This is a genomic window from Desulfosporosinus cupriresistens, assembly GCF_001707885.1.
Lineage (GTDB): Bacteria > Bacillota > Desulfitobacteriia > Desulfitobacteriales > Desulfitobacteriaceae > Desulfosporosinus.
Map to the genome: position 1 here is coordinate 1 of NZ_MASS01000055.1, position 21942 is coordinate 21942.

At 43.4% G+C, this 21942-nt stretch carries 20 protein-coding genes; 5 read left to right on the forward strand and 15 right to left on the reverse strand.

Annotated features, from left to right (window positions below; translation table 11 throughout):
- On the forward strand, positions 1–858 hold an 858-nt coding region (locus DSBG_RS23245; RefSeq protein WP_491005788.1), incomplete at its 5' end, for an anti-sigma-I factor RsgI family protein.
- 188 nt (positions 859–1046) lie between these two features.
- Here DSBG_RS23245 and DSBG_RS17430 read toward each other — a convergent pair.
- Positions 1047–1472 (reverse strand): sensor histidine kinase, encoded by a 426-nt coding sequence (locus DSBG_RS17430; RefSeq protein ID WP_491005789.1) that lies wholly within the window; start codon positions 1470–1472, stop codon positions 1047–1049.
- Positions 1473–1608: 136 nt separating this feature from the next.
- Here DSBG_RS17430 and DSBG_RS17435 point away from each other — a divergent pair, with 136 nt between their 5' ends.
- Complete coding sequence (locus DSBG_RS17435; protein WP_068965633.1) at positions 1609–2058, forward strand: DUF2680 domain-containing protein; 450 nt, start codon at positions 1609–1611, stop codon at positions 2056–2058.
- 100 nt (positions 2059–2158) lie between these two features.
- The gene (locus tag DSBG_RS17440; protein ID WP_068965635.1) at positions 2159–2611 is read left to right on the forward strand and encodes an SHOCT domain-containing protein; all 453 of its coding nucleotides are present in this window, start codon (positions 2159–2161) and stop codon (positions 2609–2611) included.
- Positions 2612–2812: 201 nt separating this feature from the next.
- On the opposite strand, the gene DSBG_RS17445 is transcribed toward DSBG_RS17440, so the two are convergent.
- Positions 2813–3985: a putative sulfate/molybdate transporter gene (locus tag DSBG_RS17445; RefSeq protein ID WP_083236945.1), complete on the reverse strand. Its 1173-nt coding sequence runs from the start codon at positions 3983–3985 to the stop codon at positions 2813–2815.
- 271 nt (positions 3986–4256) lie between these two features.
- Positions 4257–4484 (reverse strand): PadR family transcriptional regulator, encoded by a 228-nt coding sequence (locus DSBG_RS23805; RefSeq protein ID WP_242877715.1) that lies wholly within the window; start codon positions 4482–4484, stop codon positions 4257–4259.
- A gap of 177 nt (positions 4485–4661) precedes the next feature.
- On the opposite strand from DSBG_RS23805, the gene DSBG_RS23425 reads away from it, so the two are divergent.
- On the forward strand, positions 4662–4922 hold the full coding sequence (locus DSBG_RS23425) for a TSUP family transporter (protein WP_141694357.1): 261 nt from the start codon (positions 4662–4664) through the stop codon (positions 4920–4922).
- Positions 4923–4983: 61 nt separating this feature from the next.
- Here the strand turns inward: DSBG_RS23425 and glmS are convergent, their stop codons facing one another.
- From glmS to DSBG_RS17490, 7 genes are all read right to left on the reverse strand, one after another.
- Complete coding sequence (glmS, locus tag DSBG_RS17460) at positions 4984–6807, reverse strand: glutamine--fructose-6-phosphate transaminase (isomerizing) (RefSeq protein WP_068965639.1); 1824 nt, start codon at positions 6805–6807, stop codon at positions 4984–4986.
- A gap of 579 nt (positions 6808–7386) precedes the next feature.
- Complete coding sequence (gene glmM / locus DSBG_RS17465) at positions 7387–8724, reverse strand: phosphoglucosamine mutase (protein WP_068965641.1); 1338 nt, start codon at positions 8722–8724, stop codon at positions 7387–7389.
- An 84-nt stretch (positions 8725–8808) separates the two neighbouring features.
- Positions 8809–10410 carry an NAD(P)/FAD-dependent oxidoreductase gene (locus DSBG_RS17470; RefSeq protein WP_068965643.1) on the reverse strand — a complete coding sequence of 534 codons (1602 nt, stop codon included), beginning with the start codon at positions 10408–10410 and terminating at the stop codon, positions 8809–8811.
- Positions 10411–10414: 4 nt separating this feature from the next.
- On the reverse strand, positions 10415–11644 hold the full coding sequence (locus tag DSBG_RS17475; protein WP_348980984.1) for a CdaR family protein: 1230 nt from the start codon (positions 11642–11644) through the stop codon (positions 10415–10417).
- 12 nt (positions 11645–11656) lie between these two features.
- On the reverse strand, positions 11657–12469 hold the full coding sequence (gene cdaA, locus DSBG_RS17480) for a diadenylate cyclase CdaA (protein WP_068965646.1): 813 nt from the start codon (positions 12467–12469) through the stop codon (positions 11657–11659).
- A gap of 123 nt (positions 12470–12592) precedes the next feature.
- Entirely contained in the window at positions 12593–13615 is a 1023-nt protein-coding gene (locus tag DSBG_RS17485) for a DUF1786 domain-containing protein (RefSeq protein ID WP_068965648.1), read from the reverse strand.
- Between the two features lie 57 nt (positions 13616–13672).
- A complete protein-coding gene (locus DSBG_RS17490) occupies positions 13673–14821 on the reverse strand; it encodes a DUF362 domain-containing protein (RefSeq protein WP_068965650.1) in 1149 nt (382 codons plus the stop codon).
- Positions 14822–15203: 382 nt separating this feature from the next.
- Between DSBG_RS17490 and DSBG_RS17495 the strand changes: the two genes are divergently transcribed.
- Entirely contained in the window at positions 15204–16118 is a 915-nt protein-coding gene (locus DSBG_RS17495) for a CAP domain-containing protein (protein WP_068965652.1), read from the forward strand.
- 351 nt (positions 16119–16469) lie between these two features.
- Here DSBG_RS17495 and wecB read toward each other — a convergent pair whose 3' ends face one another.
- The 5 genes from wecB to DSBG_RS17520 all read right to left on the reverse strand — a co-directional run bounded on the left by wecB (position 16470) and on the right by DSBG_RS17520 (position 21940).
- Entirely contained in the window at positions 16470–17555 is a 1086-nt protein-coding gene (wecB, locus tag DSBG_RS17500; protein WP_068965654.1) for a non-hydrolyzing UDP-N-acetylglucosamine 2-epimerase, read from the reverse strand.
- Between the two features lie 49 nt (positions 17556–17604).
- Positions 17605–19206, reverse strand: a complete 1602-nt coding sequence (locus tag DSBG_RS17505) for a collagen-like domain-containing protein (protein WP_068965656.1) — start codon at positions 19204–19206, stop codon at positions 17605–17607.
- A 283-nt stretch (positions 19207–19489) separates the two neighbouring features.
- Positions 19490–20242: a YncE family protein gene (locus DSBG_RS17510; RefSeq protein ID WP_068965658.1), complete on the reverse strand. Its 753-nt coding sequence runs from the start codon at positions 20240–20242 to the stop codon at positions 19490–19492.
- Between the two features lie 73 nt (positions 20243–20315).
- Positions 20316–21020 (reverse strand): glycosyltransferase, encoded by a 705-nt coding sequence (locus tag DSBG_RS17515; RefSeq protein WP_068965660.1) that lies wholly within the window; start codon positions 21018–21020, stop codon positions 20316–20318.
- On the reverse strand, positions 21020–21940 hold the full coding sequence (locus tag DSBG_RS17520; protein ID WP_068965662.1) for an NAD-dependent epimerase/dehydratase family protein: 921 nt from the start codon (positions 21938–21940) through the stop codon (positions 21020–21022). Before DSBG_RS17520 ends, DSBG_RS17515 begins: the two co-directional genes overlap by 1 nt.
- Positions 21941–21942: the final 2 nt, after the last annotated feature.

The window sequence follows — 21942 nt, forward strand, 5'->3', positions numbered from 1 at the left end:
ATAAACAAAGATGGTAAGGTTATTAATGTGCACGATGTAAATGGCGGATCAAGTATAGTGGAAGGATTGTCGATCAAAGGGTTGGATGTATATCAAGCTGTTAATTTAATCGTGGAAAAAGCCAATAACCAAGGAATGCTAAACGAAACACAAAACTTGGTCTTAGCCAGCGTGGTACCGATGAATAAGTGGGGAAACCAATTGATTGATACTGGAAAACTTCGAAATGAAATCCGTGATGAAATGATTCGTAGGAACCAGTCTGGAAGTGTATTTGTCGGTCAAACGAACCAGAAAATTCAACAGGAAGCCAAACATCAGGGAATGACGGTTAACAGTTATCAAATTTATGATCGATGTAAAGAGAAAGGCATATCTGTCCAATCTGATACCCTCCGCGATGATGTACAAGAGGCTCTGTTGGATGCGAATGTTAGTATCTCCAGCCTTTTCCCCGAAGAATGTTTTGAGGTAAGAGCACAAATCGGGAAGGGTAACTCCACAGATACCCTGCAAGAGCCCAATGTTCAAAAGGCTCCAGAACACAACCAACCTTCAGTTAAGGAATCGAAGCCTAAAGAGAACCATAGCGATACGGACGATTCCGAGAACCAGAGTCATTCTCCTGTAATTCAGCCTTCGCTAGAAACATCCCATGATATGAACGAGCCTAGTGATTCCGACCATTCTCCTGTAATTCAACCTTCGCTTGAAACATCCCATGATATGAGCGAACCTAGCGATTCCGACCATTCTCCTGTAATTCAACCTTCTCCAGAAAAATTTCATGATATGAGCGAGCTGAGTTCCGGTCAAGTCTCCGCTGTCCAAGTCACCCCAGAAAGTTCCTCACAGTAACACCTACTAACCCTCCATTTAACTGTGAAATTGACTACGAATATGATAAAAAGATTAATTTAATTCTCAAACCCAGTCCACTTGGCGGCAGAATTGAGGCATAGTGCGTGGCAATAAACCTAAAAGAGAAGGCTAGGCATATTCGCCCACCTTCTCTTTTTTTAAACAATGTTTAGTTAAGTTTTAAACTAAGCTTGTTCAGCTGATGGCAGGTACACTGTAAAAACGGCTCCATGGCCGGGTTCACTTTCCGCTGATACTTTGCCGCCGTGCATTTCAACGATTTTGTTAACAATAGAAAGACCTAAGCCTGTTCCGGTTCCACGCCTCGATCTGGATTTATCGACCTTATAAAACCTTTCCCAAATATTTTCGAGTGCTTCCTTAGGAATGCCTGGACCGGAATCTTCCACTGATATAAAGGCATCATTATTATTCGTACCCAACACGACACGCACTGCACCGCCTGCTTCCGAATGTTTAATGGCATTGTCCAATAAATTTGTAAGAACCTGTTTGAGCTGATCAATGTTTCCCCACACGGTAATAGTTTGGTCTAGCATAGTTAGCGTCTTTAGAATTACCTCACACACATACCACTTGCGTTTTATCATTCGTGAAAATAATGTTTGTGACATAATTATGGACTTTTTTAGGAAGTAATTTAAAATTTTGTCATACTTTTGCCACAGTCTCTAGTTATTATAAAGTCGTAAGGGTTAAATACCTAATTCAAAGGAGCGTGATTTTATGAAAAACTTCAAGAAAATCATTGCAGTTGCCACAATCGTCGGAGTTTTAGGGGTAACAGGAGCTGCCTATGCTGTAGGCGCAACTACACCGGCGGGAATTGCAGCAGGTTTGACTGGCAAGTCAGTAGAAGAAATTACGGCACTAAGAGCTGCGGGAACAACCTATGGAGCAATTGCCAACGAAGCTGGGAAGTTAGATGAGTTTAAAGCTCAGACTCTCGAACAGAAGAAAATAATCCTTGACCAAAGAGTCAAGGATGGTAATTTAACTCAAGCCCAGGCGGATCAGATTTATGCTTCCATAAAGACTAATCAAGTAAACTGTGACGCTACTGCTAATGCAGAAATAGGTAAAAGGAATGGGGTAGGGTTTGGGCAAGGAATGGGTATGGGTAAAGGTGCTGGCCAACATAATGGTGGAGGATTTGGTGCAAGAATGAACAGGTAACAGCATCCATAAAATAATTTACAACCGGGAAATAAGCTGCGATTCCAGGCTGTAAATTACATCTATAGATATAGCCCTAGAAAGAAACAGAGGTGTTTATATGAGACATGGTTTTGGTACTGGGTATGGTTACTACTCAGGTTGGGCAAACAGAGGTGGCACAATAATTCTTTCAATTTTAATGGCAATTGCCTTAATTACACTAATTGCTTATTTATACGAACATTTCAGGAAAAAGAATCATCCTGAACACAATAAGCTTTTGAAAATACTGCAGGAGAAGTATGTAACAAACGAAATCAGTTCTGATGAGTATCATGAAAGAAGCATGCTTATTGATGATGCATACTGGTTGGATTCAGATAATCCGACAATGATGCTACTTAAAGAACGTTATGCAAAGTGTGAAATTGATTCTCGTGAATATATTGAAAGAAGAGATGAACTGAAAGGAACAAGAAACAAATCTCCTTTGGATATTCTTAAAGAGCGGTATGCCAAAGGTGAAATTTCTTCAGAAGAGTTTTACCTGATAAAGACGAACATTCAGTAAATTGCTAAGTTGTTCCATTTCAATGGGCACAATCCAAAAAACCAAAGACACCGTGAAATCCTAAACCTTTGAAATTGAAAAGTTCGTTAAAATTGCAGAAGACAACAGCATCGGTCTCATATTCGTTAGCGACCGATGGCTGTTGTCTTCTGTACTGAGAAAATCTGGTAGGTCCGTGCCAGACTATTAAAATTTTTGCATTTATATTTTAAAGATTTTTCTCTTTAACATTTCTTGCATAACTAATCCTGCGATAAAGCCTATACCCATGTTCCAGATAGAAAAACCAGCAGTAACTAATAAGGTATAGAAGTCACTTTTCTCTGACCCTACATCACGAGCAGAAACAGCTAGTTCTAACCCAGCAAAGAATAAAATCACGCCGAGTACACTTGCTGGGAAAATATTAAACAGAAGTAAAACTGAATTGCTAAAACATAAGCCAACCGTTACAAGGATAACACCCAAAATAACTAACGATCCACCCGTCCGAGCACCAAAGCGAACATGTCCAGCCATACCTCCGGCACCATGACACATGGGAATTCCGCCAAATAAAGGGGAAACTAAGTTTAGAAGTCCTTGAGATATCGCAATTTTCTTTTCGGTCACTGGATGATCGGGAAATAATCTGTTATTTTCGGCCGTGACAGCAATAACTGCATTACCAAGAGTAAGCGGAATTTGAGGAATAGCTAAAACGAGTGAACCCTGTATAAAGTCTGACCACGTCAGACGACCTAAAGAAAATAGTGGGAGTCGGAAAGTGGGATGAATCGTAGCTAATTCTTTAAATAAAGCAGGATTTTTGACTAGGGCAGCGATAATACCGAAGACGATTAAGGCAAACATGGCGGGAATACGTTTATTTGTCAATAGCAAAAATGTGATTATTAGCGCGATTATAGCTACGATGAAATCGGTTCTCATCATTTTGGTTCCTTCCATAATAAAAAGAAGGCCAAGTCCTAATACTATCCCACGAATAACGGGTTTCGTAGCTATTTTGGATACATAGTTGAGGGTACCTGTTAGTCCTAAAATCAACCAAAAAAGGCCCGTAAATATACCTGATCCCCATACCATGCCTGGAGTAATGGCTGTTGCTTGAGTAATAGCAGCTCCACCTATAGCTTTCATAGGTTGGATTGGAACCGGTGTTTTATAATATAACCCTGAGCCTATTAAGAGAATCCCAAACATAAATAGAACACCTAATGGATCTAACTTCATGATCGAAATATAACCAATGATAAATGGGATAAGTGTCCCAAGGTCACCAAAAGCACCTGCCCACTCCGAGCGATTATAACGGTTACCTAATGGTTTCTTAGCTGATTGTTTTGTTTCCGCCGAAGGTGTTACCGTCATCATACACTACCTCCTACAAAATATATTTATCCCCTGCTGTTTTTAATTCCACAAACCGGGGTTGTTTCAACGGCTGGTTAACCACCTTTTTCGTTTGAAATCAATGATTAAATGACTTTAACCTCCTAATCACTTAAACTAACTGTTTAATCAATAATTAGCAGGGGATCAGACCACATTCCTCCAGAATTGAACAGCCCTCCGATCCAGTAAGAAGATCAACAAACGATTGAGCTAATTCTGGTTGTTGACTATCCTAGCAAATTCTATTGGCTTAGCATGAATGATTTACGTTTTTCCCTGGAACCTTACTTTCAACTATTACAGATGCCTGGTCGTAAAAATTGGCATAAGCAGAGTTAGAAAGGTAATCTTCACTTAGGCGTTGGATTAATTCATATCCGTGAGTAGGTCTTTGTCCTAACAAGAGAAGTAATTCTGCTTGAATAGAACGCTCAATGGGAATATTTAATTCAGATTCACTTACCTTCTCTTTATTCATATGTGCTCGCCTCAACTACTATCATCATGCATGTAGTTTCAATACATATATATTCTACAGATTTTAATTATTTCCCTCTTTAACTAGAAAAATATTTCTAAAATTAGTTTCATGAACCTCGGCCTATGATGGACATAAAAAAAGGCCCGTTCGAATCATGAACGGGTATGTTATATATTGAAAGTTCCTTATGGTGGGGGAGTCATCATGGTCCCCCTGTTGTTATACGTCCCTTCTTTAATCGGGCTTGAAACCATTTCCATGAAAACGGCTGCCGCTATTACAATAGTTCAGAGTATGGCCGGGTCTTTTTCAGGGTTAGTCGTCCACAAAAAAAATAATTTTGTTCACTCTAAACTTATAACATATATTGTAGTGGTGTTGTCCTTGGTTCACTGCTGGGTTCTTACTTCTCCAAGCAGATTCAAGGGGAAGTAATGCTAGGAATTTTTGCAGGTATGGCACTAATGGCAAGTATCATCCAAAACCACAACACTCTCTATTCCACTGTCACACTCTTTGCCAAATTCCTTGGTTTATCGACGTCACACCCTCTGGCAACGGACACATAGTAAGACAGCAATTGGAGGGGAATGACCGTGAGAATTGGAGCAAGCTCATCCATGGTCTCAGGGATGTAGATCACATGATCTACGGATTTTGCTAGGCTGGTGTTGCCCTTGTAGGTAAGCCCGATCACGCGTGCATCTCGAGCCTTTACCTCTTTGACGTTGGAAATAGTTTTATCATAGACATCCCGTTGAGTTGCCAGAGCAATGACGGGTGTATTTTCTGTGATAAGAGCTAATGTGCCGTGTTTTAACTCCCCGGCAGCATAGGCCTCGGCGTGGATATAGGAGATTTCTTTAAGCTTCAGGGAACCTTCCATAGCTACTGCCCAGTCTAAAGAGCGGCCGATAAAAAAGGCATCTTCTACCTGGACAAACGACTTCGCTAACTCTTTGATAAGACCCTCTTGATCCAGAATCTCCTGAGCCTGCGCAGGAATTTTCTTCAGAGCGGTAATAATCTTCCCAATCTTTTCTGAAGACAAAGTTCCTTTGACCTGAGCGAGATAGAGTCCGAGTAAAACCATTCCTTCCAGCTGAGTTGTGTAGGCTTTCGTTGAGGCAACCGCAATCTCCGGGCCTGCCCAGGTAAAGATCACATCATGAGCTTCTCTGGATACCGTGCTCCCCACTACATTGGTTACGGCAACTACGCGAGCTCCACGACTTTTAGCCTCGCGCAGTGCAGCCAGAGTATCGGCTGTTTCTCCAGACTGGCTAACTACTACAACTAGGGTATGCTTATCCACCAGTGGGGAACGATAGCGAAATTCAGAGGCAATGTCTACTTCAACTGGTAGACGTGCCCAACGCTCAATTAATGTCTTGCCAACTAACCCTGCATGCCATGCCGTACCGCAAGCGACAATGTAAACTTTATTAATCTGGGCAAGTTCTTCAAGAGTCAAGCCCACTTCTTGAAGAACGACCCTCTCCTCTTCCAAACGGCCTAACATTGTATCTTTTAAAGCACGAGGCTGTTCATTAATCTCCTTGAGCATGAAATGCTCATATCCACCTTTTTCAGCAGCCACCGCATCCCACTTCACGTCATAGACTTCTTTCATACAAGGGTTTCCTTGGAAATCCGAGACCTTAACCTCATCTTCAGTAATAACCACCATTTCACCATCATCTAAGATATAGACTTTTCGCGTATAGCTTAAGATCGCCGTGATGTCACTGGCCACAAAGAACTCCCCGTCTCCGAGACCCACCACCATTGGGCTGTCCTTACGGGCGGCAACCAATTTGTTCGGGTCCTTGCGACTTAGGACAACCATCGCATAAGAGCCGCGAATTGTTGCCAGGACTTTACGAACCGCCGTCTCCAGATCTCCTTCATAATAGTCCTCAAGTAAGTGGGCCAAAACTTCAGTATCTGTTTCAGAGACAAAATTATGTCCCTTTTCGATCAGTTCATCTTTTAGTTCTAGATAATTCTCAATGATACCGTTATGTACCACAGCAAAATCTTGATTGCAATCGCCATGCGGATGTGCATTAACATAAGAAGGACGGCCATGTGTCGCCCACCGAGTATGTCCGATCCCGATGGCCGACAAGGAATGATTATCACCAAGTTCTTCTTCCAAGGCGACTAGCTTACCGACACTTTTGGAAACTACGATTTTTTCAGGATCCAACACGGCAACGCCCGCAGAGTCATACCCTCGATACTCTAGTTTCTTTAAACCATTTACTAAGATTGGAATAGCTACCTGTTTCCCTATATATCCTACGATACCGCACATATATGTTTTCCCCCTCAATATTTTCTTTCTCAATTTACGATCGCCTTTAAGAGTTAAGCCCGACTCGAAAACCTAAATTATACAATTAAAAACAAAAAACAAAATAAAAAGCCACCCATATATGGACGACTTCATTGATTCAGATTCTAGGCAACATAAGCAAGGGGGTCAAATTGCAATACAATCCCCTTGTCTTGTCAGCTTACTCTTTGTCTCGAAAATTACTCTTCGGTTTTAAGCAAGCTTTACGGTGACAAGCCACCGAGAGGGATCCGCCGAAACTTTCGATAACCCTCTTCCTCGTCGACCTTAATTAGGCAAAATCTTTAAGGCCCTGGCGCTTATACTTTATTGCCTTTCTGAAACAACCGTCCACTAGTAAAGTAATGTATCATGATTGCTCATCGTTGTCATTCTCACCTTCTTTCATGCTGGGAAACAGAAGACCTAATTATAAACAGTACTGGCGGATCAGCCGCCGAACGGTCCATGTGCACGCCCACTCAGCCAAAATTAATTTTAAACACTTATGCACATGAACCATTATACGCGAATTATTAAGAGTTACAATGGTATTATTTATTCGTCACACTTCCCAATAATGTCAATGACCCCTTGGGCCAATTCCTTTAATTTTTCTTGGCAAGGGCCTTCGACCATTACCCGAATCAACGGTTCTGTCCCAGAAGGGCGTACCAACACTCTGCCCTGGCCACCGAGAGCTTCCTCAGCTTCTTTAACTTTCGCCAGCACCCTCTCATCCTCCATTAAGCGTTCCTTATGTTGTACTTTGGCATTAAGGAGCACTTGAGGTAAGCGTCGCATTTGAGCAGCAAGCTGAGAAATTTTAACTTCTCTTTCTTTAACAACCGACAGCAAATGTAAAGCCGTCAGTAAGCCATCGCCAGTTGTGTTGTGATCCAGGAAAATAATATGACCGGACTGTTCCCCGCCAAGCATCGCTCCGGTCCTAAGTAATTCTTCCATAACGTATCGGTCCCCAACCTGCGTCTCATGGATTGTCATTCCTGCCTCTTTGAGCGCGAGATGTAAACCTAAGTTACTCATGACGGTTACGACGACAGCATTTTGGGCCAATGTCCCTTTCTCCTTTTGGGCTAAGGCACAGATAACCATGATAAAGTCGCCGTCTAAGATGTTTCCGTGTTCATCTACCACGATGAGACGGTCAGCATCTCCGTCCATTGCCAATCCCAGATCAGCCCCATGTTCCACGACTGCCCGTTGTAACTGTTCAGGATGCGTCGAACCACAACTAGCATTAATATTCACGCCGTCTGGTGTGTTACAAATAGGAATGACCTCTACACCAATTTCTCGCAATACCACAGGCCCAACATACGATGCTGCTCCATTTGCACAATCCAAAACGACCTTAAGTCCATCCAGACTCCCGACTGTACTTTTTAGGAAGTCCATATAACGACGTGCCGCATCATTGATTTCAATCACGCGACCAACCTCACCGCCAATTGGAACTTCCCAGGGTTTTTCTTCACTTAAAACAATACTTTCGATTTCATCTTCTATGGCATCTGGTAATTTGTACCCTGTTGAATCAAAAAACTTAATTCCGTTATCTTGAACAGGGTTATGAGACGCCGAAATTACAACGCCAGCACTTACCTCAAGAGTTCGTGTTAAAAGGGCAATCCCTGGCGTCGGTAGGACACCAACCCGCAAGACATCTGCTCCAACAGAGCAAATTCCAGCGATGAGTGCTGCCTCAAGCATATCCCCTGAAATCCGGGTATCTTTGCCAATCACAATTCGGGGATGTGGATGCTCCTTGCTAAGTACATAAGCGCCAGCTTGCCCAAGACGAAAAGCGAGATCCGAAGTCAACTGACTGTTAGCCACGCCACGTACCCCATCGGTTCCAAAGAGTCGACCCAAATCTTTTGCCCTCCTTTTATCTCTAGTGTATTTATCCTTAGCTAAAATGTTCACTAACTTAAACCCAAAACAACATTTTATATTCTACTCTATCTTGACATATTGCGCCATAAGATACTCTGCTAGTCTCAACCCATCTACCGCAGCACTCGTAATTCCCCCAGCATATCCGGCCCCTTCTCCTGCTGGATAAAGTCCTGCTAAACTCAAAGATTCCCCTTGAAAATTTCGGACAATACGAATGGGGGAACTGGTCCTTGACTCTATTCCGGTCAAAGTAGCCTTTTCTCCAGCAAACCCTTTAATTTTACCATTGAAAACCCGAAGTGCTCGACCCAACACATCTCCTACCGGAGTAGGGAGCACAGCATGTAACTCACAAGGCGCAATCCCAGGTTTATAAGTGGGTGATAAGTCAAAGTTGTCCGAAACGCGCCCTTCCAAGAAGTCTGTGACTCGTTGAGCCGGAGCCCGATAATCTTTCCCTCCCGCTAAAAACGCTTTATGCTCCCATTCTCTTTGAAATTCGAGACCCGCCAAAGGATGGGCTGAAGAAAAGTCGTCTGCGCCAACAGTCACTACAATGGCACTATTGGCAACATTCGTATCCCGTTCATATTCGCTCATCCCGTTCGTGACAACCCCTCCCTCTTCCGAAGCTGCTGCCACAACCCGCCCTCCTGGACACATACAAAAAGCGTAAGCCCCTCGACCCGTCTTCACATCCTGATAAGTCAGCTGATAGTCCGCGGGACCAATATAGGGGTGTTCCTCAACTCCATACTGAGACAAATTGATCAGTGACTGCGGATGTTCCACTCGCAGTCCAATAGCAAAAGCCTTTTTTTCAATCGTAACATTGGAATCATATAAGAAGGCATAAACCTCTCGGGCGCTATGCCCAATGGCCAAAATAGCAACTTCTGCAGGGATTTCTTCTTCACCGTTCACGATAACCTTTTGCAAACGACCTGAGGACGATATCAATCCGGTTACTTTAGCCCGAAAACGGATCTCTCCACCCAAAGATTCGATTTCCGCTCGGATCCCTTTGACCACACTTTTGAGAATATCGGTCCCGATATGGGGCTTCGCGAGATAAAGGATCTCTGCGGGGGCCCCGTGCTTGACGAAGGTCTCTAAAACTTCAGAAATCCGTCGATCTTGAATCCGGGTTGTGAGCTTACCATCCGAGAAAGTCCCTGCACCACCTTCACCAAACTGCACATTACTCTCCGTATCTAATTCCCCTGTGTCCCAAAATTTCTGAACTTTACGAGAGCGTTCCTCAACCGAGTCTCCACGTTCAAGGACCAACGGAGCATATCCGCTTCTAGCTAAGGCTAAGGCAGCAAAATATCCTGCTGGTCCGGATCCGATCACTACTGGGCGAGATTTAAGCTTCTTACTGGGCCTAGGCCAAACCACAGGAACTTCAACCGGAGCTTCCTTCAATCCAGGAACCCGAGCTAAAATACGGTTCACCTCCGGACTGGGGGCGTCAAGAGAAAATTGAATCGTATAGACGAAAACGAGATAAGGTTTTTTACGAGCATCTAAGGAACGTCGTAGGAAACGTAGAGCACTAATGTTTTGCTCTGGTACTTTTAACTTGCGTGCCATCGTAGCGATTAATAATGCATCTTCTTCGACTGGAATTCTTAAATTTGTCCACAATAAATCCACGCAACTATTCTCCTTTTACTTCGTGAGCTTTGAGACTATACCCCACTTGTGGAGTTGTCGGCATCGTTACACCCGGAGGGAGTTGCCAGTACAATTTGACGTCAGTATAACTGCCTGCCCCCTGGCCGGAGGCGTCAACCCAGAGTTGAATTTGGTCTGAGGTTAAATTTTTTAAGGTATCAGGAAGACCCTCAACAACAATGTTCACAGGTGAAGCAGGTTGATCAATATCTAAGCCTGTCCCGATATTGCGAATTTGAACCGCTACGCGGGGAATCTCTTTTTGGATTACTCCTGGACCAATTTGAGCAATAACGCTTAAGACGGTCCCTTTAGTAAACGTTATCCCTGGCGGTAACGACACCTTTTCGTTCTGGATCTGAAACGTTTTATTTTCAGTAAGGTTACTGATATCTACCGGGCCAATATTCAAGGAATCAAAGCCTTTCAAAGCTTGAGCAGTACCTAAAACCTGTACACTGGCTGGAGAAGCAATTAATGAGCTTAAAACTTTACCCTGGGCAGGTGTCCCACTACTCGTTACTTTTAAAGGAACCATTTTCGAAGAAAGCCCCTTCAGCATCACAGGATTAATTACATCCACACTGCCTGGATAAGCACTCAAAATATCTACGGTCGGGTCCGGTCCAAAAATAGGTTTGCCCTGGTTATCTCGAAAACTTACTGGTCGAGAGACTTGGATCGTATCATTAGCACCCGTTACGCTGACTTCCACGATCACTTTGTCCAGTGTAGCAAGGATAGCACTGGGTCCACGTACATTGACAGCCGAAGGTCTAACTAGTGGGATACCCAGCTCATACCCTTCTGCTGGGTTACCTGTAATGACAGGCTCTACCGGGACCGTCTTCTCCTGAACACTATCTAGTTTCAAAGTAACTTTGCTTGGCTGAAGATCAATTGCTTTTGTGCCCGGAGGGGGATTTACTTTTACGTCATAGCTGTTTTCCCCGGGTACTCCGCCAGAAAGATCAATTTCCGCGTATAAATCTTTTACATTAGCACTGGGGTTGATCCCTTGCAAACGAACACGAATTGAAGGCAGTCGAGTCATCACGACCATGGTTTGAGGCAATCCGCGGGCCACAAGTGGAATCGTATAGGTCTGCTCCCCAGTTAGTGTATCAGGTGACGCTTGATTCATCACAAAAAGCCAAAATAAGATTGCAAACAGGAACGAAATCCCCTTGAGTCCGAGGTTTCGCCGAAACATCTCAAGCACGGGTTACCACCTCCAAAATGGAATAGCTGATAAAGAAGTGCTCTTAATTTCAAGCTCCCTCAGCAACAATTCTCGCAACATTTTATCATCCATAAAGCGCGTGAGTCCTCCGTCAATTCCAACAGATATTGCCCCTGTTTCTTCTGAAACAACAATAGCCAAAGCATCGGTGATTTCCGTTAACCCTAAAGCCGCCCGATGGCGTGTCCCCAAATCCTTTTGGATATTAGGATTTACGGATAACGGAAGAAAGCAACCAGCTGCTGCTACACGATCCTGTCGAACAATCACAGCTCCATCATGCAGCGGCGTATTTGGAATAAATATGTTGACCAGAAATTCAGAAGAAACCATCCCATCGATCTTAATTCCGGTTTCTACAAAATCTTGAACTCCTGTTTTTCGTTCGATCACAATCAAAGCTCCGATGCGATTCTTGGAAAGAACCTGTGTGCACCGCACTAATTCTTCCACAACTTGTTCCAGATTATCCATGCCAGGGGCTAAGGGATGACGGGCAAAAAAACTCCCTCGCCCCAGTTGCTCCAAGGCCTTTCTAAGCTCGGGCTGGAAAACGACTGGTATGGCAAAGACAAAAATCTTTAATAGTTGACTTAATAACCAGCTAAGAGTTTCGAGATGCAAAGAATTAGCAACCAGAGAGACAACTAAAAGGACCACAACTCCTTTGACCAGCTGAACAGCACGGGTACGTTTTATGAGCATGTAGAATTGGTAGAAGACCACAGTCACTACGAGGATATCAATAGCGCTCAATACGCCAAAATTACGAAATTGAGATAAAAATTCTGCCAAGGTCTTCCCCCCTTTCTCGTGCACATAAATTTAACAAAAACTCTTTCTAATCATGTTAGTTCTCCGTTTACCTAGAAATCCCTTGAGACAACTTCAAATATTTTTTAACGTTTACTTGTTAACCTAAATTATCCCCATACCGGAAAGAAGTCCAAAACACCCTGTTAACATCATATCCCCATAGGGGGCTGCTTCATACCACCCTAGCGATTTTGCCATATTTCTTCGAGGACCAGTTACGGCGATGAAATCCCAGCCTGGTTGCATTTCAGGATGAAGAGTTGCGCCATGCCCTCCTTGTTCAAAAACTTCAGCGTTGGTTAATTCGGTGGACTGCAATCGTTGAATAAATTTAGCAAGAGCCTCTATCTCCATCATACTAGTATGTTGCGCAAAGATTCCATAGACCCGCTCACCACAAATGGCGGCGGCAAGGGTGTGAGAATTTCCAATATTGACTGCCAAAATTCCTTTATTCAGGTGAGGTATTACCACGGGATCAACCATTATTCCCAAGAGTGCAGCTGTCCCTGTGTCTGCCAGAATTGCCTCGGACACATTCTCTCGAGTTGCCTGCATTCGAGTGTATACCCTTGGAATATCTTGGGCGAATACTAGTTTGTGTAAGTCTCCCCCCTGCATCACGAAATCCTCCCAGAGCCGAAAGCGTAGGGTCCGGTTACTTTCGGAGACACTAAAACCGTGATCCTGTACAGCAACCGCCAACTTCTGAGGATACTCCAACCCAAAAGCTTCAATGGCCTGTCTCAATGCAAATGTATCAATATCCCCCATCCAAATAGAAGTCACCGATTCTGGGGCCTCTTCACAAAGCACGATTCCCATTTCCTCTACGTAGGCCAAGTTATCGTTAAACGTTAAGGCTACCTGAGCAGTTGCGTAGGCGTTGAGGCCCTCTTTCAAATGTTTCTTCAGAGCTACAGCACACGCTCCCCCGCCCATCAAATGACCATACAGAAAGATTCCCTGACCCTGAGCAGTAGCTTGCCGAATCTGGGCCGCAACAATCTGTGTTCTACTAGGAACAATAAACTTCGGACAGTTTTCTATAGTTTTTCCCGGCTGATAGAGAAGTATATCCTGAGTGCCGGATCCCACATCAATTACTAACACACTTTCTGTCATTTACATAACAACCTCCACCCAAAAGACATGAGCTTTGATCTTATTTCCCAAAAACCACTACTTTAGTAATTTTCTCCCGAGCCAAGGCTTAAAGAGCTTCACCGCCTGATGTGGACAAAGCTCCTGACAGCAAAAGCAGCGAATACAAGCTTCCAAATCAACGATTGGACCCTGACCTGCGAGCATATTCAGAGCTTTTGGAGGACAATTATTGACACAATCACCGCAGCTCACACAAGTTCCATGTTCAAAAATCGGACGAGGCCGTACACGGTTGAGCACAAATGTCTTGACGTTACGGGGAAGCGGAACCATATCTAAAAAATTTGCGGATACAACTTTAGGTATGACGAAGTCTTGTATTCGCCAAAGGGAACGAGCATCCCCTTTTAAATAAATCTCACTAAGACGGCTTGTCAGACCTCTCGCACGTGCTGCCATCAGAGTTGGAACCCTTTCGGGTTTTAAGCCAATAAGATCCGCGGCTACAACATCCAGGGCGAAGGGATCCGTACTCAAAATAAGTGCACCGATGTCTCGGGGTTTACCAGCCGAAGGCCCATCCCCTTCCATCCCCACGATACCATCCATGATATTTAAGGTGGGTCTTACCCATGTAGCAATGTCAACCAAGAGGTCAGCGAAATCTGGAATCTTGAACATTTTCAGGTGATATTCCGCCTTTAATAGCCCCGGAATGACTCCAAAAAGAATCTTAACAGCACCAGTGAAAGTCATCATTCCGTGGGTTTTCAACTTGGAAAGAGGAATGATAACATCAGCATCCAGAACACTGTTAGTAACCGTTAAACTTTTAGCAAGTTTCCCTTCCGGGCACTGGATGGTCGTTTGCCCCACATCTTCGTTAAGAATTGCCCTAGTCCTCTCTGCAACCTCACGCAGACCTGAACGAGTATAAATTGACTGAAGTGCGTTCACTGTGTAAGGTCCACCTGGACTGTCCCCAATGATGGGAATCCCACCGGCCTCCTGAACAAGGCGGACCACTGCTTCTACGACACTTGGATGAGTCGTTACCGCTTCTTCTGGCCGTTTTTTCATCAGCAGGTTTACTTTTAATAAAACCTTTTGGCCAGGCTTCACAAACGAAGACATGTCACCCCATTCAGCAAGTCCTTCTCTCAAACGCAGTTTTACATCTGCAGTGTAGTCTGGGCAATATTTCAGTACCACTTTCGCCTGCACTCTGAGCTTCCACCCCCTACAAGTCCCCTAAAATATCCTTACCCTGCCCCAGAATAGCACTTAACCCTGATCACATTAGAAATACTTACGGTTCTATAATCTTGTATTGGCTCCATATTCTCTTTGCGGTATATATTTCAGATTGACTTACGTCAAATTTTCCAAGTAAATTTTAAAAATTTTATTGATTTAACCTACCTAATGACATGCTAACAAGTATTATACCTCTTTTTATTCATTGAAGGAAATTCTCTCTCTCAAAAATGATGAAATACTTATTTTGAAGCCTGCTAAAATGTACCATTTGTTAAGACAACTTATCATGGTATACTGCAGTTGTCTTCGACAAGTACAAGTCTTACATTAAAAGGAGGATTCGTTCATGAAAAAGACATCCAAGTTAAAGTATGTAATCGGAATTCAAATTGGTATTCTTCTGACAGCAATCGCCTTACCGGTACAAGCCGCCATTAACATAGGCGCTCCTAGAACCTTAACAGGTTCTGTTGTTAGCCTTAGGTCTTATACTCCTGTAACAACGCAACAAACGCCGAATCCGACTCCGACTCCAGCTTCAGCTCCAACTGCAACTCCTGTTCCTGCTCAAGGGAGCCACCCTACGGTAACATCAACGCTAACCTCAACGTATGTTCAAAACCCAACACCCTCCTCGACCCAATCGCTCAAGATAGGGCAATCCAACAGTGGAAATGTTGTCTCACTGAAAAATATTCTTAATCAACCCACTTCCATCCCTATAATAGTTACTCCTGCTACCCCCACCACTGTTACTTCACCGACCACTACACCTACCTCACCTACAACTACAACTACAACTCCTACACCAACTGCTTCTCCAACCACTGCCGCTCCAACTACTCCAACACTCCCTGTCATTCCCTCTGTTACATCCATAACTGCCGATGAGCAACTCATGGTAGATATGATTAATCAAGAACGCCTCGCTGCAGGTCTAAGCCCTGTTAAATTGGACCTTCGCCTGGCCTCAGTTGGACGAGCGAAGGCCAACGACTTGAAGGCAAACAATTACTTCGACCACACCTCTCCAACCTACGGTAGTCCCTGGGCAATGATGCAACAAGTAGGACTTACGGTAGGCTGGGCTGGGGAAAATATTTCTGCCAATAAGTCCGTTGCGAGTTCAATGGCCGCCTTGATGCTTAGCCCTGGCCACAGAGCAAACATCTTGGATCCTCGGTTCACGCATGTTGGTGTAGGGATTGCCTATGGAAGCGCCTATGGGGATCTTTACGTTCAAGAATTCTTACAGGAATAGCAATTACTTTTAGGGACCTCCATAGGAGGTCCTTTTTTTCTTTTTCACTTATTGATAACGAAAGCTCCCTCATCCCGAAGGAACAACATATATCCATACCAACTGAATTATCGACCGTGTAGACTATGTGTGCGCATTACATCCCCATACATTAATTCTTTTTGGTTCATCGGTAAAAGGTTTTTTTCGAGAAGAACCTGAAGGATCTTCTTGAATTTAGGCAACTGGTTCTTTCTATACAAGTAAATTAAAACAGAAGAAGAACGGGGTCGAAATTAGTGCTCGACCTCGTTCTTTTACCTATTTCAGAGATGATATATCAGATCATCCCTAATATTACCTATACATTGTTCACCCAACAACTCCATTTAGAAGGATTTTTACGACTTTCCGACTAACATTTGGCACCAGATACTCCGGCGGAGGCTCCCAATCCCACCCTTGACTTAAAACTGTTTTTACGGCCCGCGATATGGCTTCCGGTTCACAACCAGCAATTAGGTTACTCCCCGACTCTAAGGTTTCAGGGCGTTCGGTCACATCCCGTAACGTTACATTTGGTATTTTAAACAGACTACACTCCTCCTGAACGGTTCCACTATCACTCAAAACACAGTACGCATTTTTTTCCAGGAACGCAAAATCAAACAGTCCTAGAGGTTCTACAACCTGAATACCGGTTCCCGCTAAAGTCTTGCTTTGCTTTTCCAACTGAGAACGAGTGCGGGGATGGAGACTACAAATGAGTGGCATCTTGTATTCACCTGATAGCTTATGCAAGGCAGTGATGAATTTGGCCAGACGTCTCTCATCGTCAACATTTTCAGCCCGGTGCAAGGTCACTAAGAAATAACTATTGGCTGCAACTCCTCTCATCTGCAGGGCTTGACTTTGTTCAATCTTATCGGTGTAATAACTGAGGACTTCCCCAATCGGATTACCTGTAACGTAAATACGTTCCCCATCAATTCCTTCCCTAAGCAAATTGGCGCGACTTCGTTCGGTGTAAGGCAATAAAATATCACTGCAATGATCGATAACCCGGCGGTTGATCTCCTCAGGCACTCGGTCATCATAACAACGATTACCCGCCTCCATATGGTAAACCGGAATCCTTAGCCGTTTAGCGACCATTGCTGCCAAGGCACTATTGGTATCTCCTAAAATTAGTAATCGATCAGGCTTTTCCTTGAGCATCACCTGCTCGCATGCACGGAGTATCTCACCAATTTGACCCATTAAAGTAGGAGACCGACAATCAAGCAAATAATCAGGCGACCGCAATGTTAAATCTGTAAAAAATATATCGCTTAACTTCTGATCATAATTTTGACCGGTATGCACTAAGATATGATCACAAAGGTCATCTAAGATAGGGATGATCCGACTTAACCGAATAATTTCCGGGCGTGTACCCAATATGGTCATTATCTTCATCTTAGGAATTCCCTTCTAAAAACTGAATTGTGAGTAACGCCGTTTGACGTTATTTGCGTCGCACGTTATCAAAATACAATTCATTCACTGCGTTAAAGTGAGTAGCATAATCAAGTGCTAAAGTGGAAGCAGCCAATGCAACTTTTTTAAAACCTGACTTATTGTCTCCACTTACTGACCATGATGGATCATTAATATCGATAAAGCTTTTTCCTGAACCAATACGAACTAGGATTGGATCGACGCCAATAATTATTACATTAGCTTTTAAACTAAAGCTCTCAATATAGTTTCCTGGTCCTACCATAATAGAATAACGTTTAGTCGGAGTGGCATCGACAATTGACATCATAGCCTTAGGTATTGTTGCAAAAGGATTGTTAAGTGTTCCCTCTCCAGTGACATCACTACCGCCCTTATTTACATAAACCATCCGCGAACTTTTTGGTGATATAAGTGGAAATCCTAAACCATCTGGGCCTGCTGGTCCGGTTGGTCCTATTGCTCCTGGTTCCCCTTTGTCTCCCGGCTCCCCTTTGTCTCCCGGCTCTCCTTTATCTCCGGTCTCTCCTTTATCTCCTAGCTCCCCTTTGTCTCCCGGTTCCCCTTTGTCTCCCGGCTCCCCTTTATCTCCCGGCTCCCCTTTGTCTCCCGGCTCCCCTTTGTCTCCCGGCTCCCCTTTGTCTCCCATCCCTCCTTTGTCTCCCGGCTCCCCTTTGTCTCCCGTCTCTCCTTTGTCTCCCGGCTCCCCTTTGTCTCCCGTCTCTCCTTTGTCTCCCGGCTCCCCTTTGTCTCCTAGCTCCCCCTTATCTCCTAGCTCTCCTTTGTCTCCTAGCTCCCCCTTATCTCCTAGCTCTCCTTTGTCTCCTAGCTCCCCCTTATCTCCTAGCTTTCCTTTGTCTCCTAGCTCCCCCTTATCTCCTAGCTCTCCTTTGTCTCCTAGCTCCCCCTTATCTCCTAGCTCTCCTTTGTCTCCTAGCTCCCCCTTATCTCCTAGCTCTCCTTTGTCTCCTAGCTCCCCCTTATCTCCTAGCTCTCCTTTGTCTGCTGACTCTTTCTTGACCTCTATCCTTCTCTTGATTTCTAGCTCTTCCTTGACTTCTTGCTCTTCCTTGACTTCTAGTTCCTTTTTGACTCCTAGATCTCCATTAGATCTTGATATTCTAGTTACTCCTTGGGATACTGTAGCACTGTTAATTACTATTGATCCCGTAGCTCCTATCACTTCAGTGGAACAACTTGCCCTTGCGTTTTCAGTAAAACCATTAATTCCCAGTGGCAGTACACTATAGGTAGTGACTGATTTCCCAGCAGAGTTTATGCCCCAAACAGATACTCCTACAGCTTGTGAATTTGAAACAAACTGAAACTCAAAAACATCATATTGAGCATAATATTGGCGTAAAACGAAATTATCAGCATCAATGTAAAACGTATCCGAAATATATTCTTCCTTAGTCGTCCCGTTCATGTAAAAGCCTTTAACTTCAATACTTACGGCGGTAGTATCACTATTTGAGATCCTAACTCCTAAAGTAACGCTGGGTCTATTAGGAATGGAGAGCAATTTAATAGGCACAACACACGTCGGTGTCATGTCAATCGCAGGGGAAAGTTTATTTTCGATCAATCCTGTGGTTAATTGCAACATCTTGATCACTCCATATATTTAATATGAGCTGAATACTTGAGGCTCATATTTTCGTTTGTCATTTCTTATTCATTAGTTCCTTGATGGGTTCCAAAATATCTAAGATATTTTGGAACGTTACTCGATAAGTTCAAAGACCGAGCAGCATTGTAGGCCACCACATGTGACATGCAAATGGTTTGAGTTTAGTCTAATGGTTCGTCGCATTGTTAACTCGGTCACAAGACAATTATAAAAGTAAATTCGATTGACTGAAGTAGGGTTCAATCGATCCGATGAAAGCTCATTCATTTGCTACTTCCTTCGTAAGAGTGGCTATAACTGTATTTGTACTTCCATTGATTACTGAGATGTTGTTACTGATAGCGTTTGTAATATAAATCTTGTTTGTTTTCGGATCTACATCTACACTTTCTGGTGAGAGACCTACTTTAATCGTCGCTATAACGACATTAGAAAACCCGTCAATAACTGAGACATTGTCGCTACCTTGGTTAGTAACGTAAACTCGGTTCGTTATTGGATTCACACCTACCCCGAATGGTCTTGATCCAACTTTAACGGTTCCTATGGGAACCTTGGACTCTGCGTCAATGATCGAAACATTGTTGCTTCTAGAATTGGCAATGTAAATCCGTTTAACAGCCGAAGAAATCGTTGATCCATCCGCTCCCGCCACCCCCTCCATGCTACCAAATAGGTTGAGCTCTACCGGATGCACCTGATAAACTACGCTCAAAGCACCAGAGTCATCCCTCCCCCAAGCGGATATTTCGACCGCATCAGAACTGGTTATAAACTTAAACTCAAAAGCATCAAACTGTGCGTAATAGCTGTTATTAGATACACCTCCAGGTGCCAAGGTTACGACATCGAAAACGTACTCTGTGTTTGTCGTTCCTGTTAAATAGAATCCTCGTATTTGTACAAAAGAACTTACCATGTCATCATTTGCAATTCTTACAAAGAGTGTTGAACTTGGTCTTACACCGAGAACTTCAGTATTTCTGATTAATCCGGTTATTAATAAAGACATAGCTCTTCTCCTTTCCTCTGTTACTCAAGCAGAGACTTCTATACAGAAGAAGTCTCTGCTTGAGTGAAAATCACTAATTTAACCATTCGGGAAAAAGCTGTTTAGCTCTCTCTCTAACGATCACGGAACATGCTTCGTCTGGGTTTTGACTCATATTTTCACCGTGCCAACGATAAGCTAACAAGTGTTCTGCCAAAAATCCGCAATTAAAATGACGCAGGAAACGGAACCACAAGTCATAATCATGGGCTTGTGGCAGATTTTCATCAAAATTGCCTATTAGCTTTAAAGCAGACTTTCTCATCATCACAGAAGATCCGTTAATAAAACAACCCTCCATGAGCTTAGTTACCATTTCCTGCTTATCGGTGAAATAAGCGGAATTCACATCATATTGCTTGTTGCCATTGGCATCAATTACTATAAAGCTGGTGTAGCTAAAACCCAAACTCGAATCGCATTCCATGAGTCCAACCTGTTTTGACACTTTTTCTCCTATTAAAGTATCATCAGCACTTAACCAGCAGATATACTTACCAGTTGCTAGAGAAAGCCCCAGATTTAAAGCACTAGGTGTTCCCCCATTTTGCTTATAAACATAGTCAATCATTGAGCCATAAGGCTTCACTAGTTCAGCTGTTCCGTCAGTGGAACCATCATCAATCACAAGGACCTCAATATTTGCATAGCTCTGATTAATAATACTGTTAAGGGCATGGGGGAGATACCGGGCATGATTGTACGTGGGGATGACTATACTAACTTTAGGTGTCAACATTAATGACCCTCCTGGTAAATCTTCTTCATCCACTCCACAGTTAAAGGCAATCCTTCTTCTAATGTCACCTTAGGTTCATGTCCAAGATCCGCTTTCGCTTTGCTAATATCCGGTCGTTTGCTAACAGTATTGTGCTTGTCTTCTGGAAGATAGTTGACTAGTTTGGGGTCGCCTTCTGTACATTTGAGGATTAGATCACTTAGATCTTTGACGCTACGGTATTCCGTTCCACCAAGGTTATAGACTTCTCCCGGTTTAAAATTACTGAAAACGTTAGCTATTGTGGGAATTAAGTCATCAACATACATAAAGACACGGTGGTATCCTTCAAAAACATCATACGGAATCCCCATCAGCGCTCTGTAGACAAAAAGGCAAACTACACTTCGGTAAGAATGATAATATTCTCCCGGACCGTAGGCATTAAATAAACGCAATCTAACAATGGGGGATTGGTATTTCTTTTCGAAATTTAAAATTTGAACTTCATTGGCCCATTTCGTTAAGGCATAGTCATTATGCTGAATAATGGTTTTTTTAAGGGGTAAATCCTCTGTCAAAATGGGCTCAGCCGCTTCCCCGTAAATTTCAGAGGAGCTTGTAAATATCAACTTAAAGCCTTTTTTCAATTGCCATTCTAAGATGTTACGTGTCCCAATTACATTGGTCTTCCAAAGCGTATCATAATAATGTTCTCCATTAATGCGACCAAATTCTGCCGCTAAAAGATAGACACAGTCATAGTTTTGCTCAAATACGCGTTCCAACTGGCGATATTCCGAAATATCTGCCCGAATATATTTTTCTCCAAGATGGTGTTGCAAATCAACTTCCCAAACCTCATGTCCTCGAATCTGAAGTACTTCTACTAATCGCAAACCTAAAGTGCCCTTACTGCCTATTACTAACATTTTGGCCATTT